Origin of the sequence: Mycobacterium persicum (genome assembly GCF_002086915.1) — a bacterium.
Lineage (GTDB): Bacteria > Actinomycetota > Actinomycetes > Mycobacteriales > Mycobacteriaceae > Mycobacterium > Mycobacterium persicum.
Window position 1 is genome coordinate 2,029,819 of record NZ_MWQA01000001.1, and the last position, 16,620, is coordinate 2,046,438.

The 16,620-nt window shown below is 65.2% G+C and carries 14 protein-coding genes and 3 pseudogenes; 8 read left to right on the forward strand and 9 right to left on the reverse strand.

Annotation, left to right across the window (positions count from 1 at the left end; translation table 11 throughout):
* Together B4U45_RS08990 and B4U45_RS08995 are read right to left on the reverse strand one after the other, a co-directional pair.
* Positions 1–450 (reverse strand): transposase (locus tag B4U45_RS08990; RefSeq protein WP_219859380.1); only part of this gene is annotated, 450 nt, incomplete at its 3' end.
* Between the two features lie 97 nt (positions 451–547).
* Positions 548–1,969 (reverse strand): annotated as a pseudogene (locus B4U45_RS08995) (IS1634 family transposase).
* A gap of 13 nt (positions 1,970–1,982) precedes the next feature.
* Between B4U45_RS08995 and B4U45_RS09000 the strand changes: the two are divergent.
* Complete coding sequence (locus tag B4U45_RS09000; protein ID WP_244899357.1) at positions 1,983–3,620, forward strand: IS1634 family transposase; 1,638 nt, start codon at positions 1,983–1,985, stop codon at positions 3,618–3,620.
* A gap of 934 nt (positions 3,621–4,554) precedes the next feature.
* Here the strand turns inward: B4U45_RS09000 and B4U45_RS29065 are convergent.
* Positions 4,555–5,150 (reverse strand): annotated as a pseudogene (locus B4U45_RS29065) (transposase); the annotation flags it as partial.
* 316 nt (positions 5,151–5,466) lie between these two features.
* Between B4U45_RS29065 and B4U45_RS09010 the strand changes: the two are divergent.
* The 7 genes from B4U45_RS09010 to B4U45_RS09040 all read left to right on the forward strand — a co-directional run bounded on the left by B4U45_RS09010 (position 5,467) and on the right by B4U45_RS09040 (position 12,717).
* The gene (locus B4U45_RS09010) at positions 5,467–5,748 is read left to right on the forward strand and encodes a hypothetical protein (protein WP_122535296.1); all 282 of its coding nucleotides are present in this window, start codon (positions 5,467–5,469) and stop codon (positions 5,746–5,748) included.
* A 190-nt stretch (positions 5,749–5,938) separates the two neighbouring features.
* Positions 5,939–7,363, forward strand: a complete 1,425-nt coding sequence (locus tag B4U45_RS09015) for an MFS transporter (protein ID WP_269466942.1) — start codon at positions 5,939–5,941, stop codon at positions 7,361–7,363.
* Between the two features lie 186 nt (positions 7,364–7,549).
* Positions 7,550–7,849, forward strand: coding sequence for a PE family protein (locus B4U45_RS09020; protein ID WP_075549663.1), 300 nt, complete (start codon positions 7,550–7,552; stop codon positions 7,847–7,849).
* Between the two features lie 24 nt (positions 7,850–7,873).
* Positions 7,874–9,133, forward strand: a complete 1,260-nt coding sequence (locus B4U45_RS09025; protein WP_082275680.1) for a PPE family protein — start codon at positions 7,874–7,876, stop codon at positions 9,131–9,133.
* A gap of 275 nt (positions 9,134–9,408) precedes the next feature.
* A complete protein-coding gene (locus B4U45_RS09030) occupies positions 9,409–10,638 on the forward strand; it encodes an acetyl-CoA acetyltransferase (RefSeq protein WP_075549661.1) in 1,230 nt (409 codons plus the stop codon).
* A gap of 2 nt (positions 10,639–10,640) precedes the next feature.
* Positions 10,641–12,155, forward strand: a complete 1,515-nt coding sequence (locus B4U45_RS09035) for a carotenoid oxygenase family protein (RefSeq protein WP_075549660.1) — start codon at positions 10,641–10,643, stop codon at positions 12,153–12,155.
* 79 nt (positions 12,156–12,234) lie between these two features.
* Positions 12,235–12,717: a VOC family protein gene (locus B4U45_RS09040; RefSeq protein ID WP_075549659.1), complete on the forward strand. Its 483-nt coding sequence runs from the start codon at positions 12,235–12,237 to the stop codon at positions 12,715–12,717.
* Between the two features lie 5 nt (positions 12,718–12,722).
* On the opposite strand, the gene B4U45_RS09045 is transcribed toward B4U45_RS09040, so the two are convergent.
* From B4U45_RS09045 to B4U45_RS30680, 6 genes and pseudogenes are all read right to left on the reverse strand, one after another.
* Entirely contained in the window at positions 12,723–13,460 is a 738-nt protein-coding gene (locus tag B4U45_RS09045) for a trimeric intracellular cation channel family protein (RefSeq protein ID WP_075549658.1), read from the reverse strand.
* A gap of 41 nt (positions 13,461–13,501) precedes the next feature.
* The gene (locus B4U45_RS09050) at positions 13,502–13,921 is read right to left on the reverse strand and encodes a hypothetical protein (protein WP_075549657.1); all 420 of its coding nucleotides are present in this window, start codon (positions 13,919–13,921) and stop codon (positions 13,502–13,504) included.
* 36 nt (positions 13,922–13,957) lie between these two features.
* Positions 13,958–14,740: a VOC family protein gene (locus tag B4U45_RS09055; protein WP_075549665.1), complete on the reverse strand. Its 783-nt coding sequence runs from the start codon at positions 14,738–14,740 to the stop codon at positions 13,958–13,960.
* A gap of 107 nt (positions 14,741–14,847) precedes the next feature.
* Positions 14,848–15,285 carry a type II toxin-antitoxin system Rv0910 family toxin gene (locus B4U45_RS09060; RefSeq protein WP_075549656.1) on the reverse strand — a complete coding sequence of 146 codons (438 nt, stop codon included), beginning with the start codon at positions 15,283–15,285 and terminating at the stop codon, positions 14,848–14,850.
* 4 nt (positions 15,286–15,289) lie between these two features.
* The gene (locus B4U45_RS09065; RefSeq protein ID WP_075549655.1) at positions 15,290–15,469 is read right to left on the reverse strand and encodes an antitoxin; all 180 of its coding nucleotides are present in this window, start codon (positions 15,467–15,469) and stop codon (positions 15,290–15,292) included.
* A gap of 94 nt (positions 15,470–15,563) precedes the next feature.
* A pseudogene (locus B4U45_RS30680) lies at positions 15,564–16,620 on the reverse strand (PPE family protein); the annotation flags it as partial.

Sequence of the window (16,620 nt, forward strand, 5' to 3'; positions counted from 1 at the left end):
CAGATCGACGATCAACGGGTGATCGGCATCGATCCCATGACCGGGTGAGTGCTGCCCGGCGGCTGCCCACGCCGCCGCACGCGCGCTGGCCCGCGCCGAATCAATGGCCGCCAAGGCTTTCGAGGCATCTGCGGCCAACGTCGTGATCAACCGCGACACGGTGGGATCGGAGGCCACCGGGCCGAACACGCCCGGCTCGGCGCGCAGCAGGCCGACATCTGCCAGGCAGTCCCCACCGAGCGCCAGTGCCACAGCGATATCAAGCACAATCTTGCCGGGATCGTGGCTGGCCAGAGGTTTACGCCATGGCGCCAACGCGTCCGACAAGGCGCCGGTCAGCCCGGCCCGCTCGGCGGCGCGCAGCAATACCACCGCACCTACGTGCGACACGACACCGGTTGCGCGGCCATCGACCGACAACGACGGGTAACACGACGTAGACTTGCCCACCAGATTGGTGCTCCGATTCTTGAGATGATCTGGTCCTAGACAAACCGGATTATCCCTGCTCAGAGCACCATTCTTCGTTCAAGACACACCATCAAGATCAACCGGCGCGAAAGCCCGAGGTTAGTGCTTGGGCGAGGTCATCGGGGATGGGGTCGGCGGCGGTGATGGTGTGTTGTCCGGCTTGGATGGTGATGGTGCGGTAGCGTCGTGCGGTCCGCACGAATTTCTTGATGCTCCAACCGGTTCGGTGCTCGATCCAGTGCGTGAGGGCCATCACGGCGAACACGATGGTCAGGTGGGCGTCGATCGATTCGCGCTTGTGGTGATAGATCGGGCGGGCCTGCAGGTCGTGTTTGGACATTAAGAAGCTCTTCTCGATGCGCCACAAGCGGTGGTAGGCGTCGATGATGAACTTCGGGGTCTGGTCTGTGAGGTTGGTGGTGTAGCCCTTCCAGCCGGCCAGGGCGCGGGCCTTGGCCTCCAGGTCACGGTCGATGGCTTTGGTTTCCCCGGTCAAGGTGATGAACCGGTTGCGTTTGACCGGGGCTTTCCCGTCGACGGCTTTTTGGGCTTTGGCGATCTGGTCATCGATGCCGTGTAGCGTGCGCCGCGCCCGGTTGCTGGGGTACTGGTAGTGGATCACCCGGTCAGGGATCCCGCTGGTTTCTCCCGGCTGGTGGCCGGCCAGGGCTGGGTCAGGATCAGCTCATCGGGGACGGCCTGGTCGCGGTGTTTGTCATGCCACTCACGGACGACATCGGGCAGGTAGGGCAGCCGCGCTCCCAGGATGTAGGTCAAGCGGCAGCGGTGATATCGATTTGGTTGGCCTCAGAGATCATCCCGGCAGCAGCGACCACGGTGATATCGGTGAGCTGGTGGGCTTTTTGAACGCGTTGATCACCGGCAGCATGGTGGCGGTCTCGGCCTTGTTGCCTTCGAAGGCTTGCACCGTGAGCGGGAACCCCGAGGCGTCGGTGAGCAATCCAACGGTGATCTGGGTTCTAGGCGTCGTTCCTTGGAGAATCCGGGCTCGCGGAATCCGTCAGCGGTGTCGGTTTCGAAATACAGCGTCGTCACATCATACAACACCAAGGTGGCCGGCCCCAGGTCGATGTGCGCCGAGCAGGCTTCCGAGATTTGTTGTCGGAAAGCATCTTTGGCATAGATGGGTAGACGGCGGTTCAAAATGGGATACGACGGGGCGCCCACCCCGGTCTCGGCCAGAACCCGGGCAGAGTCGATCTTGCTGGTCGGTTCGATGATCCGCGCACACACCAAACCGCGAAACACCTCATCGGCCACCCCGTCGAATCCGAGCACCGCATAGGCATGGCACAACGCATCCCACAGATGCGCCGCACGCAACGAAGTGATCGGCAATGGCGAAGACCCGGCCCGGCCGGCAATCCCGAGGTCCAGCTCAGCCTGCCCGGCGGCCAGCATCATGGGCCGAGCCCAAATGCTCGATCGACCGCGACCCCCGCCGCGACGACCACCACGATCTGCACCGCCGGCACACGTACTACTACCTGGTGGAATCAGCGCGGGTGGACGGCAAACCGCGGATCGTGTCGCAGAAATATTTGGGCACCGCCGAGGAGGTGATGGCCAAACTGGCGGGGGCGGACAGCGGCGAACCGGTGCGCAGCCAGCACAAACAGTTCGGCGATCTGGCCGGGGTGTGGTCGGTGCTGCAGCGGCTCGGTGTGGTCGAGATCGTGGACTCGGTCGCGCCGCGACGGGCCGACGCGGGGGCGTCGGTGGGCACCTATATCGCGTTGGCCACGGCGAACCGGGTCGTGGCGCCGTGCTCGAAGCTGGCCTTCGCCGACTGGTGGGCCACCACCGCCGGACCCCGGTGGGTGAAAACCCCGGCCGGGGCCTTGGATCACCGCCGGTTCTGGGATGCGATGGATCACCTGGACACCGAAGCGCTGCGCCGCATCGAAACGCAACTGGGGCGCCGGATGGTCACCGAGTTCGGCCTGGGCCTTTCGGGGCTGGTGCTGGACATGACCAACTTCGCCACCTACATCGACTCGGCCAACGAGCGAGCCCCGATCGCCCAGCGCGGCAAGGCCGAACAAAAACGTGTGGACCTGCAGCTGGTCGGGTTGGCGCTGGTCGTGACCCGCGACGGCGGGGTGCCCGTGGTGTCGCACGCCTACCCCGGCGACCGCCCCGACCTCACCCAATTCCCCACGGTGATCGAGGAACTGGTGGCCCGGTATCGGCAGTTGACGTCCTCGGTGCAGTCGTTGACGGTGGTCTATGACGCCGGGCAGAACTCGGCCGACAACCACACCATCATCGAAGAGTCCGGGTTGGGGTTCGTCGGATCATTGCCACCGTCAGACCATCCCGAACTGCTCGCGATACCCCGGGCAACCTACGTCCCCGTCGATGACGACCGCTATCCCGGCCTGACCTGCCTCGACACCGAAGTGACCGCGTTGGGTGTCACCCGCCGCGCGGTGCTCACCCACTCCCCGACGCTGCACGCTGCCCAGTCACGCGGCTTGGACCAAACCCTCGCAAAAGCACGAAAACGACTGGCCGAATGGCAATCCCGCCTCGCGCGGGGCAAGACCCGCCGGGGCCGCGACGCCGTCGAAGCCGACATCGCCGCGATACTCAAACCACGCTGGGTGAGCTACATCCTCACCGTCACCCTGACCGGCGAGGACCCCTCGACGTTCCGGTTGACGTGGCGCACCGAACAGAATGCACGAAAGAAACTGGAAGACAGGATCTTCGGCAAACGTATCCTGTTCACCAATCGCGACACCTGGAACGTCGGCGATGTCGTCGCGGCCTACCGCTCCCAATCCGAGGTCGAGGCCGGATTCCGCCAGCAAAAAGACCCCCCAGTCGTCTCGTTCGGGCCGATGCACCACTGGACCGACCAGAAAATCCGGGTCCACGTCTTCTACAGCGTCCTCGCATTGACCGTCGCCCACCTCATGCGCCGCCAAGCCGACCGCGCCGGCCTGCCCATGTCGGTGCGTGAACTGCTCAACCAACTCGCCGGCATCGGCGAAACCGTGCTGCTCTACCACGACGGCGGCAAGGGCCGCCCCCGCGCCCGCCGCATGCTCACCGACACCACCCCCACCCAAGACCGCCTCGCAAACCTCTTCGACATCCACCGCTACGCACCCACCCGCTGACCAGCACAAACACGACGGTGGGTAATACACCCACCAACCCCAAAAACCGCCACCTACCAGCACAAACAGCGCTGACCAACCATCGACGGTGGAAACTCCCGCTAGCGGGTCAATTTTCAAATGTCGTCAGGGCGTCACTCTTCATACGCCATTGACAACACGCAAGGGAGTGGGGACTTCTACCTGGCCACCAATAGGACATCCACCTGGCCATCAGTGGGGACCTACAACTGGTCCATAAATGGGGACTTTCACATGACCACGGACAGGGTGGTCTGCATCCCCGATACCCGAGCACGCGGACTAGCATGTACGCGTCGTCCGGAGCGGCGATGTTCATCTTCGCGTCTTTCGGCATTACAGTCTCCTTCCCTTCTCGATACCGCAGCCGTCCTTCCCCAAGTGCCGGGCTTTCCCGGCTCGGAGTACTACGACGGCTGCGCCCCATCCCGACCCGATCGGCGGTCGGTGCGCCCAGCCGAATCCTCTGGCCGGATGCCCAGAGGATCGGCGGGACCGGGATGGTTCCCGTGTTCACTGTGATTCGCTCGACGAAGAAGGAGCCCGACTCTGCCCCTGCGGCATCACCAGGGCTAACCCGCAGCACTTAACCGTGGACTCCCGGCCGACCGTCCTATCCGACCCAGGAGGTCCCCACCAACACTCGATGAGATGCGCACCGCCCACGGCCCATATCCGCCAGATTCGAGCCGGTGCAAGATGAAGGGACGTAAACGTCGGTTCCTTGCGTACTCCTTTTCCGTCCCGCTCGCCGGACCCGCACCATCTGGCAGTGCTGGTACGTCCCGGCTTTGTCAGGGCCGCTTGCCGCCCTCCCGGGTCGGGCTGCCCTCAGCTCCACCGTCCCGCCGCGACGGGATCGGCGACGTAGGTCTTTCACCTCCGTTCGAATCAATAGCGCCTCACGGCGCACCGGGCGTTCTTTGCGCACGATCAGACGCATCCCGGGCGGCCAGGTCGACAGGTCGCACACCCCGGTGGCTTCAGCTACCAGGTGCCGTCGCGGATACCGCCGTTGGCGTCGTAGACCGGGGTCCACGCCGAGGCCGGGATTGCCGCGATCGCACCGGCCATCGCCTCGGTCAGCCCGAACCCGACCGTATATGCCAGGCGCCGGGGTCAGATAGTCGAGGAACTCATGAGTCCCGCCGCCGGCATCGACGCGGACCAACACCTTCTTGCCGATCCCGATACCCCTCGACATTGGGCACCTGAGCCAGCGCGTCGGCGAGCACCCACATGTGGTCATCGGCGGTGTGGCCCCGGCATTGCCGGGGCGCAACAAGATCGCCAACGGCTCACCGGTGCCCTCGCATCCGTGGTCGACGAATGCGCACAAGGGGTGAACCCCTAGCCACGCTTGAATGTCGGGGCCGCAGATTCCTTATCGCTGTGGGCAGTCACCAGGGTGGCATCCAGATCAATGATCAGCGGATGCTCAGCATCCTCGATACCTCTGAGCTGACCATATAGCGGCATCGCACACCAAGCGAAACCACGGCTTGTCGCGGATTCACCGAGCCTCCCCGCGTCAACGCGGCAGCCACTACCGGCTTCCCAAAGATCCGTATTGCGGTTTATAGTGAATCGCATTACGGATCATCGACTCAACCCGACCGACAGGAGGTACAGCGCTCCAAAACTCGGGTTGGCTACGCAAGCTGGCAAACCCTTCACACGCCTACCGGGACGTGGTGCGAGCGACGTGTAACGCCCACAGCTGGCAGGCCGAACTACTGGAAGTGACCTATCCGAGAAGGAGCTCGTCTCGTAGCCTTCCCGGATCGGCAACGACGGTTAGCAAATGAGAAGACAGGAGTTTCCCGTGACAGATCGCAAAATCCGACTCAAGCCGATCGGCGCCGGCCTCGGCATGGCTGGCATCGGCATCGCAGCCGCCGCTCTCATGAGCTATGGGATGACCGGTACCTCGACTGCCGACACCAACTTCAAACAAGCCCCGGCAACAATCACGGCTACCGAGGGCACGGACACGGTGACCGCAACCGTCGACGTAACGACCCCGACGACGCCGCCGCCCACCCTGACCACGCTCCAGTCGCCGTCTTCAGCACCCCCGTTGCCGCCCGCCCCGCCCGCTCCGTAACCCGTCGTCGGCTCACCTCGCCGGATTGTCGCACCTAAGACGGGCACAACGGCATACCCCGCACTGGCTGTGACTGCTGAGGCGCATGCAATAGCTGCCGATCGACAGCGCATCGATGCTCTGCGCTGCCACTCGTGACCGGGTACGCTGCCGCAGGCCCCTTCGGGCGGTCGACGAGGAGGACAACCGGGTGACTGTGGGTGATCGTTTGCCGGCCGACCATTTCCGGCCAACGTACCTGCGCAGGGTGGTTGCGGCGTCCATGGCCGGCACCGTCGTCGAATGGTACGAATTCTTCCTCTACGGCACCGCCGCGACGCTGGTGTTCAGCAAGGTGTTCTTCGCCCAGGGCGGCAATGACCTGGACGCCATCCTTGCCGCCTTCGTGACCTACGCGGTGGGCTTCGCCGCCCGCCCGCTGGGTGGCATCGTCTTCGGCCAGTTGGGGGACCGGTTCGGACGCAAGAAGCTGCTACAGCTGAGCCTGCTGCTGGTGGGTGCCGCCACGTTCCTCATGGGCTGCCTGCCGACCTTCACCCAGATCGGCTACTGGGCTCCCGCACTACTGGTGACGCTGCGGTTCATCCAGGGTTTCGCCGTCGGCGGCGAATGGGGCGGTGCGGTTCTGCTGGTCGCCGAGCACAGCCCCAATGCCAGCCGCGGCTTCTGGGCGAGCTGGCCGCAGGCCGGAGTCCCCGGCGGCAACATGCTGGCCACCGTGGTGCTGTTGGTCCTCACGTCCACATTGTCGGATGCGGCGTTCCTCAGCTGGGGCTGGCGCGTGGCGTTCTGGTTGTCGGCGGTTGTCGTCCTGATCGGCTACTACATCCGCACCAAAGTCACCGACGCGCCGATATTCGTCGAGACGCAGCAGCAAAGCGAGCGCGACAACGCGACGTCGTTCGGCCTCACCGAGGTGTTAAAGCGTTACCCGCGTGGTGTTTTCACGGCGATGGGGATGCGCTTCGGGGAGAACGCCATGTACTACCTGGTGGTGACTTTCTCCATCACCTATCTCAAGGTGCACGTCCACGCCAACACCGTGGCCATCCTGTGGTGGCTGCTGGCCGCCCATGCCACGCACTTCGTCGTCATCCCCCTGGCCGGACATCTCAGTGACCGATTCGGCAGGCGCCCAATCTATTTCGTCGGTACCGTCACCGCCGCCACGTGGGGTTTTTTCGCTTTCCCGATGATGGACAGCGGCCGCAACGCGATCATCTTGTCAGCCGTGGTGATCGGATTGGTCTTCCATGGCCTCATGTATGCCACCCAGCCCGCGGCCATGGCAGAGATGTTTCCAACCAGGATGCGCTATTCCGGAGTCTCACTCGGTTATCAGGTCACCTCCATCGTGGCCGGTTCATTGGCGCCGATCATTGCTGTCCGGTTGCTCGAAACCTACAAGTCCGCCACTCCCATTGCCTGGTACCTGGCGGCTGCCGCCTCGGTGAGCGCCGTCGCCATCCTGGTCGCCCGCGAGACCAACGGCGTTGACCTGGCCGACGTCGATCGCGCCGACGCCCAGCGGCTGTTCGCCGAACGCGAACGGGTGCGCCTGGACGAGCCTCGTGAGGGACCGGAGCCGGTCGCCCTCGTCGCCGACGCCGAATGACTTCCGAATAGCGCAAAGCCTTGCTATCCATCCGATATGGATCTCGGCCAAACGGGGTTCAGCGAGCAGGCGACGAAGTACCCTGCAGCTAAGGAATGCCTTCCTGCGGGGTTGTCGGGGCGCCCGCCCGTCTAATTCACCTATCGGACAGGCAATCCGGCGCCTTCTGCGAGTTAGGAGAATGTGATGACGTTTGTGGTCACCCAGCCGGAGACACTAGCCGCGGCGGCCGGGAATTTGCAGGAGATCGGATCGGCAGTCAGCGCTCAAAACGTCGCCGCGTCGGCTCACACGACAAGTGTGGCTCCCGCCGCTGCCGACCAGGTGTCGGCGCTGACGGCGGCGCGCTTCAGCGCACACGCGCAGCTCTACCAGGTAGTCAGCGCCCAGGCCGCAGCTATTCATCAGGCCTTCGTAGCCGCCCTGGCCGCCAGTGCGAACTCCTATGAGGCGACCGAGGCCGCCAATGCCATCGCCGCCGGTTAGACCGGCTAAGACTGGCCGAGAAGGGTGTTAGCGACGGACTTCGGTGCGCTGCCGCCGGAGGTGAATTCCGCCTTGTTGTACATGGGTCCAGGGTCTGGACCCATGCTGGCGGCCGCCACCGCGTGGGAAAGCCTTACCGCGGTGTTGAACGCCGCAGCGGTTTCCTATGCCTCGGTGGTCTCGGCGCTGACGCTCGAGTCGTGGCTGGGGCCCGCGTCGGCGTCGATGGCTGCTGCGGCCGCGCCGTATGCGGAATGGTTGAGCGCCGCGGCGGAGCAGGCCCGGCAGACCGCTGCCCAAGCATCGGCCGCGGCGGCGGCGTACGAGACGGCGCGGGCCACGGCGGTGCCGCCGCCGCTGATCGCGGCCAACCGCAGCCAATTGGCGACGTTGGTCACGACGAACACCTTCGGTCAAAACACCCCGGCGATCGAGACCATCCAGGCCGACTATGCCGAGATGTGGGCGCAGGACGCCGCCGTCATGTACCAGTACGCCGAAGCGTCCGAGACCGCGTCGACGCTGATGCCCTTCAGCCAACCGGCGCACACCGCCGACCCGACGGCGTCGGCGTCCCAGGCCGCACAGGTCCCCGGAGGTGCCGACGCGTCGACGGCGGGACCGGCAGCGTCGCTTGGTCCCGAAACGCGGCAACTACTCGCGACGGCCGCGTCATCTGCTCCGCTCGAGTCACAGCTACCCGCGCCGGCGGCCAGCATCACCATCCCCACCCCGATCGGGGACCTGGATGTGCTGGCCCTCTACATCTCGGCCATCGGCACCGCCAGCCTGTCCCTGGCGGTGGTCAACACCGCGAGACCGTGGTACTTCGGCTACAACGGGTTTCGGCCCGCTCCGAGCCCCGGCGGGATAGAACCCACGCAAGGTGAGCCCCTCAGTTCGGAGCGAGAGGTGTTGGCGTCGTCGCCGCGAAGCGTCGGTAGCGCACCCGTGTCCGCAGGTACCGGCCAGGCGGCCCTGGTAGGGGGGTTGTCGGTGCCGCACGGCTGGACCATGGCCGCCCCAGAGATCAAGCTGGCAGTCGAGTCGCTGCCCAGCGCCGGCCTGAGCGCCGCACCCACAGACCTGGGAGGGGCTCCGGTGGGCCTGCTGAGCGGGATGGCGCTGGCGGGTCTGGCCGGACGCGGCGCCGGCGGCACGGGGCCACGTGCCCCCAACGAAGCCGCCGCGGAGCAGGACGGGGAACCCAAGCGCAAGCCCACCGTCGTGGTGATCCAGCAGCCGCCGCCAGCCGGAGGAACACCGGGCAATCGTCCGCTCTAACTGAGCCAAGCGGTACTGCCACACCCGCGATCTACGGAATTGCAGCAGCTCAGCACCATTCGTCGAGTCTCGAGACCCGTCTTGGCGAAGATGTTTGTCAATCGCCGCCGATGGCAATGACCCACAAGAGGGGGGTGTATTGGCCGGCCTTTACGCCTTCCCAGGTCCCGTCGGTTCAGCCCGAGAGCCGATGGGGCCGCCCACCTTCCGGGCGGATTGCGCGGCTCACCGGATATCACCGAATGCGCGCACCTAGCTGGGGTACCGTGCCGCATATGGACGGCACTGCAGGCGTGTGGGTTCTTGGCGGTTACCAAAGCGATTTCGCTCGCAACCTCACCAAGGAGCGCCGGGACTTTGCCGACCTGACGGCAGAGGTCGTCGCCGGCACGCTGAGGGAAGCCCGGGTCGACGCCGCCGACATTGCCGCGACAGGCGTCGTCCATGTCGCTAATGCCTTGGGCGAGATGTTCGCCGCTCAGGGCCATCTGGGAGCGATGCCAGCCACCATGTGCGACGGCCTCTGGGACACCCCGGCCTCTCGGCATGAGGCCGCGTGCGCGTCCGGCAGCGTGGCCACGCTGGCGGCGATGGCTGACCTACGCTCCGGCGCCTACGACAGCGCGCTGGTCATCGGGCTCGAATTGGAAAAGACCGTGCCCGGTGACATCGCGGCGCAATACCTGGGCGCGGCGGCGTGGACCGGGCACGAGGGCGCCGAGGCGCGTTACCTGTGGCCGTCGATGTTCGCCGAAGTCGCCGATGAATACGACCGGCGCTATGGCCTGGACGACACGCACCTGCGGGCCATCGCCGCGCTCAACTACGCCAACGCCCGCCGCAATCCCAACGCCCAGACTCGGGGCTGGACGGTTCCCGACCCGATCACCGACGACGACACGACCAACCCGATCACCGAAGGACGGCTGCGGCGCCTGGACTGCAGCCAGATGACCGACGGCGGCGCGGGAGTGGTGCTGGTCAACGACGCCTACCTGCGGGCCCATCCCGACGCACAGCCGATCGGGCGGATCGACGGCTGGGGGCATCGCACCGTCGGGCTGGGATTGCGCCAGAAGCTTGAGCGCGCCGCTCACGACCCCTACATACTGCCGCATGTGCGCTCGGCCGTGCTCGACGCATTGCGTCGCGCACAGGTGAGCCTCGACGACGTCGACGGGTTCGAGGTGCACGACTGCTTCACCCCCAGCGAGTACCTGGCCATCGACCACATCGGGCTGACCGGCCCGGGCGAATCCTGGAAGGCCATCGAAAACGGCGAGATCGAGATCGGCGGCCGACTGCCGATCAACCCCAGCGGTGGGCTGATCGGCGGTGGACATCCCGTCGGTGCCTCCGGCGTGCGGATGCTTCTGGACGCGGCCAAGCAGGTCAGCGGCACGGCCGGTGACTATCAGGTCGAGGGCGCGCGAAGATTCGGCACCCTGAACTTCGGCGGCAGCACCGCTACCACCGTCAGTTTCGTTGTCAGTAAAGGCGTTTGATCATGAATGTCGAGATCGTCGGCAAATACCTGTCCACCCTGCCCGAGGACGACGACCACCCCTACCGTACCGGTCCGTGGCGACCACAGACCACCGAGTGGGACGCCGACGCGCTGACCGCCGTCGAGGGCGAGATCCCCCGCGACCTGGACGGCATCTACCTGCGCAACACCGAGAACCCGCTGCATCCGGCGTTCAAGACCTACCACCCGTTCGACGGCGACGGCATGGTGCACGTCGTCGGCTTCCGCGATGGAAAGTCCTTCTACCGCAACCGTTTTGTCCAGACCGAGGGCTTCCTGGCGGAAAACGAGACGGGCGGGCCGCTGTGGCCGGGACTGGCCGAGCCGGTGCAATTCGCCAAGCGAGACACCGGCTGGGGGGCTCGCACCCTGATGAAGGACGCGTCGAGCACCGACGTCATCGTGCACCGCGGCATCGCGCTCACCAGCTTCTACCAATGCGGCGACCTCTACCGGCTGGACCCCTACTCGGGCAACACCCTAGGCAAGGAGACCTGGAACGGGCACTTTCCGTTTGGCTGGGGCGTATCGGCGCACCCCAAGGTCGACGGCAAGACCGGCGAGCTGTTGTTCTTCAACTACAGCAAGCAAGACCCGTATATGCATTACGGCGTCGTCGACCAGAACAACGAGCTGGCACACTACGCCGCTATCCCGCTGCCCGGCCCACGGTTGCCGCACGACATGGCGTTCACCGAAAACTACGCGATTCTCAACGATTTCCCGCTGTTCTGGGATCCCCGGCTGCTCGAACACAACGTGCACCTGCCACGCTTCTACCCAGACATGCCGTCGCGCTTCGCGGTGATCCCGCGCCGCGGGCTTAGCGGCGACATCCGCTGGTTCGAAGCGAAACCGACGTTCGTGCTGCACTTCACCAACGCCTACGAAGACGGCGATGAGATCGTGCTCGACGGATTCTACGAGGGCGACCCCCAGCCGCTGGACACCGGCGGAACCAAGTGGGAGAAGCTGTTTCGCTTCCTGGCGCTGGATCGCCTGCAAACCCGGCTGCACCGGTGGCGGCTCAACCTGGTCACCGGCGCGGTGAAAGAAGAACAGCTGTCGGAGTCCATCACCGAGTTCGGCACGATCAACGACGGCTATGCCGCGCGTCAATACCGCTACGCCTATGCCGCGACCGGCAAACCGGGCTGGTTCCTGTTCGACGGGCTGGTCAAGCACGACCTGCTCACCGGAAACCAGGAGGGCTACTCGTTCGGTGACGGTGTCTACGGAAGCGAAACCCAGATGGCGCCCCGGGTTGGAGGCACCGCCGAGGACGACGGATACCTGGTCACGCTGACCACCGACATGAACGACGACAGCTCCTATTGTTTGGTGTTCGACGCGGCCCGGGTCGGTGACGGCCCGGTGTGCAAACTGCAACTGCCCGAACGCATTTCCAGCGGCACCCATTCGACGTGGGTGCCCGGCGCCGAGTTGCGGCGCTGGCGTGACGCGGAGTCGCCGGCGGGCGCCGTCGGGCTGTGATGCTCGCGAGCCTGTAATGCGGCAGGAAGACTACGAGTAGCGGCCTGCGAATTTACAGGCTCGGTGAAACGGAGGAGCAGTGAGCAACAACAAGCGCCGCCGGACGACACACTGGCCCAAGGAGTTGGCATCGATCGGCTGTATCCGCTTCGCCCGTCGCTCCTCGAATTTCGAGGAGACAGTGTGCTTTTACCGTGACCTGGTCGGGCTCCCGCTCTACGAGACATTCGGGGAAAGCTACGGGAGCAACGGCGCGATCTTCGGTCTGCCCAGCTGGAACCTCACCCTCGAGATCGTCGAGGCGGTCGACGAGGTCGCGGTGGACCATCACGAACAGCTGTGCCTGTACTTCCCGGACAATCAGGCCCAGCAGGCGGCGTTGGCACGGCTCCGCAAGGCTGGGATCGAGCCCGTCGAGCAGCATCCGTACTGGGAAGCGACGGGAGCGGTCACCTTCCGCGACCCGGACGGCCGGGAAATCGTCTTCGCGCCCTTCGTGTACGGGGTCAACGAGCCCGCCGACAGCTCCGCCTCGGGCATCCACGAGTTCCCGTCGAGCTGAGGCCGTCAGCGCTTCCGCGGCTTGCGCTTTTCGCCGACCAGCGGCAGCGGTGAGTCGTCGCTGTTGACCCGCAACGTAATTCGAGGTAGCCGCTTACCGGGTTGTCTTCGCAGGGCGTAGTGCCACGCCGGTCCTTCCGTCAACTGCCACCCCCTCCAGCGGGCGACCAGGCACAGGACGGCACCGACGACGGTGGCAACCACCGCGCCCACGGTGGCCTGCCCATAGTGGGCGAAGAGCACCACCACACCACTGGCGATAACCGCGCAGGTCGCGTAAAGCGTGTTACCGCCGAAGATCTGCGGAGTGCGGCGGACCGCGATATCACGCAGTGTCCCGCCACCCACTGCGGTGATGGTGCCCATCAGCAGTGCCGCCGCCCAGCCCAGGCCTATCCCGAGTGTCTTCTGCGCTCCCGCGACCGCCCACGTTCCCAGCGCGATCGCGTCGATGACCGGCAACGTCAGGCTCCAGGTGCGGCCGTATACCGGCACCAGAAAGGCCACGACGCCCCCGGCGATAGCCGTCACCAGATACAGGTAGTCGGTCAGCGCGACCGGTGGCCCGTGCTGCAACAGGGTGTCCCGGATCAGCCCGCCGCCCAGGCCGGACAGAATGGCCAACGCCGCAAACCCGACGGGGTCCAAGCGTTCCTCGGTGGCGACAATGCCACCGAGCACCGCGTTGCCGAAGACACCGGCGAGGTCGATGACCCGGAATACTTCGCCGAGCGTCGGACTCATGGGGCATCGCTATCAACACAGTCCGCCACGAATGGTGAAGTCTATTGCAGGGTCGCGGCGGCCACCGCCCACAGGGAGCTCAACACCGCACACCCGGCCGCGCCCCCGCCGACGTAAAGGCCGTACTCGGCCGACACCGGCGGGTTGACGTTGATCTGGTAGTACCAGATGGTGAGCGCCACTATGAACAGCGAAACCACTAGCGAGGCAACCGAAGACAGCTTGGCCGACAAACCCCGTCCCACCATCGCCCCGGCCACCACCAATGTCGACGACAGCAACACGATCAGCTGACCAGCGCCGAACCCAGGCGGAAGCGCCAGGTTACCGTGGGTGCCGCCGATGGCGTTTGCCCAGCCTCCGCCGCCGACCGTCGTCGTCAACCACGGCAGCCACGTGCTGATCGACACGATCACGGCGAATAGCGCCACCAGCCAACCCGGGCGCAGCCGGCGAATCATGCAAGCGAGCGTAATAGGGTGTCAACTCGCATCGAGTTACGCCACGCTTGTCTGCAGCGACGACAGGTTGAAGGCGACGCCCGTCGGATCGGTGGCCGCGGCAAGCCGCCCATAGGGGGTGTCCTCGGCCGCCCGCACTACGGCACCGCCGTTGTCGGTGATCAGCTGCAGGGTCTTGTCGACGTCGTGGGCACCGAAGAAGGTGGTCCAGTTCGACGGCACGCCGTCGGGCAGACAACCGGCGCCATCCATGACGCCGAGTAATTGCTCGCCACCGAACCACGCTGTGGTGTAGCGGAATTCGTCGGTGTCAGAAATGTCTTTGGTCCGCCACCCGAGGACCTCGCGGTAGAAGCCGACGGCCGCACGGTGATCGCGAGTAGTCAGTTGATGCCAGACGGGTGCGCCCGCTTCGCCGATCACCTCGAAGCCGCGATGCTCCAGCGGCTGCCACAAGCCGAACACCGCGCCCGTCGGATCGCTCGCCACACTCATGAAGCCCTTGGCGGGTACTTCCATTGGATCCAGGCAACTCGAGCCGCCCGCGGCGCTGACCTTGACAGCAGTCGCGCCGACGTCGGCGGTGTGGAAATAGATGGTCCAGGTGTCCGGCGACTGCTGCTGCGGGTTGTTGGCCATCAACCCCGCGACGGGATGGCCGTCCTTGGCGGCATTGACGTATCCGCCGTACTCGGGACCGGCGGATTCGAAGGTCCAGCCGAATACCGTGCCGTAGAAGTCTTGGGCGCGGTCGACGTCTGACGTGGTCAAGTCGACCCAGCAGGGGGCCCCCAGTGGCGCGCCGTGACGGATGGGCATGATGTCCTCCTTGCCGTGTGGTTTCACCGTTATGGACCGCCGTCGGCCCGGAAACTCATCGGCAGATCGGTCGGCTGGTCCGCGGCGGGCGCCATTGCGGGTCGGCGTCAGGCCGGTGCGAACACCTCGAGGAAGTTCTGCAGGGATTCGCTGATGTCGCTTCTGAGCGCGGCGGCGACGATCATGCCGATCGGCCCGAACAGAGCGGGTCCGCCGAGGTGCACATCGAAGCTCACGACGGAGCCCTCCGCTTTGGGCGCGACCTTGGCCATGAGCTTGACTTTGACACCGCCGACTCCGTCGCCGTTGAGCGTCATGCCTTCCGGCGGCTTGTAGCGCACGATCGTCCATCTGATCCGGTTGGGCATCCCCTTGACCTCGACGATCGACTCGACGACCGCGCCCCTCTCCAGCGTTTCGGGCAACTTACTGCGCCAGACCCGGTGGATCGTCAGCCACTCCCGGTAGCGGGACAGATTCGAGGCATGCAGCCACGCCTCCTCCGGCGGCAACGGGACATCAATGGATCCGGAGAGTTTCGCCATGGCTTCAGTTCTGCTGGTCGCCCGGATCGACTACTTTCTTGGCCTGCTCCTGCACCTTGTGGATGGTGTCGGAGTACTTGCCCTGCGTCTTGTCGTCGACGAATTTGCCGGCCTTGTCGATCACCGTCTCGACCTTGTCGGCGTTCTGTGACAGCAGGTCTTTTGCCTTGTCCACGATTCCCATGCGCAACCGTTCCTTCCGCGGGGGATCCTCAGCATCTCCTGACGAACCCTACTTGGCGGTGCCGACGGCCCGATGACCAGCCTTCGGCCCGCGGTTACGGCACCGAGCCGCTGAGGAAGAGGCCCGAGAGCTGGCTGCCGAAGTTGCCGATACCCGAGACCAGGCCGGCAAGCGCGATGCCCAGATCGCTGGTGTTGTCGACACCGGACAAGGCGCCGCCCAGGTTGATGATGCCCGACACCAGGCTGCCGCCGTAGTTCTCGAACCCCGAGCCCTGCGAACCGGCGTTCCAGAAGCCCGAGAGGGTATCGCCGAAATTGCCGAAGCCCGACGAACCGCCCGCGCCGGAGTTGAAGAAGCCTGACGACGGGCTACCGGTGGAGTTGCCGAAGCCGGGAACGGGCGAGAGGTGGAAAAGGGTGGCGGTAATGGGTCCGATACCGGCGCCGAGGTCGGCGTTGAGTTGCATGGTATCCCCGCCCAGCGTGAGGTCCAGCGGAATTGCGCCGATACTGATTGGTTCAATGACGATCGGGCTCAGTTCAGAGTTCAGCGGGAGGGTCAAGGTAATCGGAAGACCGTCTATAGGTATGGTGAAGCCGATATCGGTGTCCGGGATGTTGACGTGGATACTCGTTCCGCCCGAGTCGCCGTCAATAGCGAGCAACAAGTTCAGCGGAATCCCTGGACCGTTTACCCCGTGCAGGGTGAATTGATTGACGGTCAGGCCGGTGATCTGGCCGGTGATGGGGATGTCGAGTTTGCCGCCCAGTCCGAGGGTGAGGGGGATGTTGGGGATGGTGAGGGTGTAGTCGGCGGCGATGAGGCCCTGGCCGGTGCCGCGCCAGAAGAATCCGTTGTTGCCGTCGCCGGTGAGGAGCGCGCCGGTGTTGATATCGCCGGTGTTGAACGCTCCGGTGTTGATATCACCGATGTTGAACCAGCCGGTGTTGGTGTCGCCGGGGTTAAACGAGCCGGTATTGAAACCACCGGCGTTAAACCCACCGGAGTTGAAGTCGCCGGCATTGGCCCATCCGGTGTTGCCCAACCCGGTGTTGAACAGCCCGGTGTTGGTGCCACCGGTGCTGGCGATCCCGGTGTTGAAACTGCCCGAGTTGGCGATACCGAAGTTACCGCTGCCGGAGTTGAAG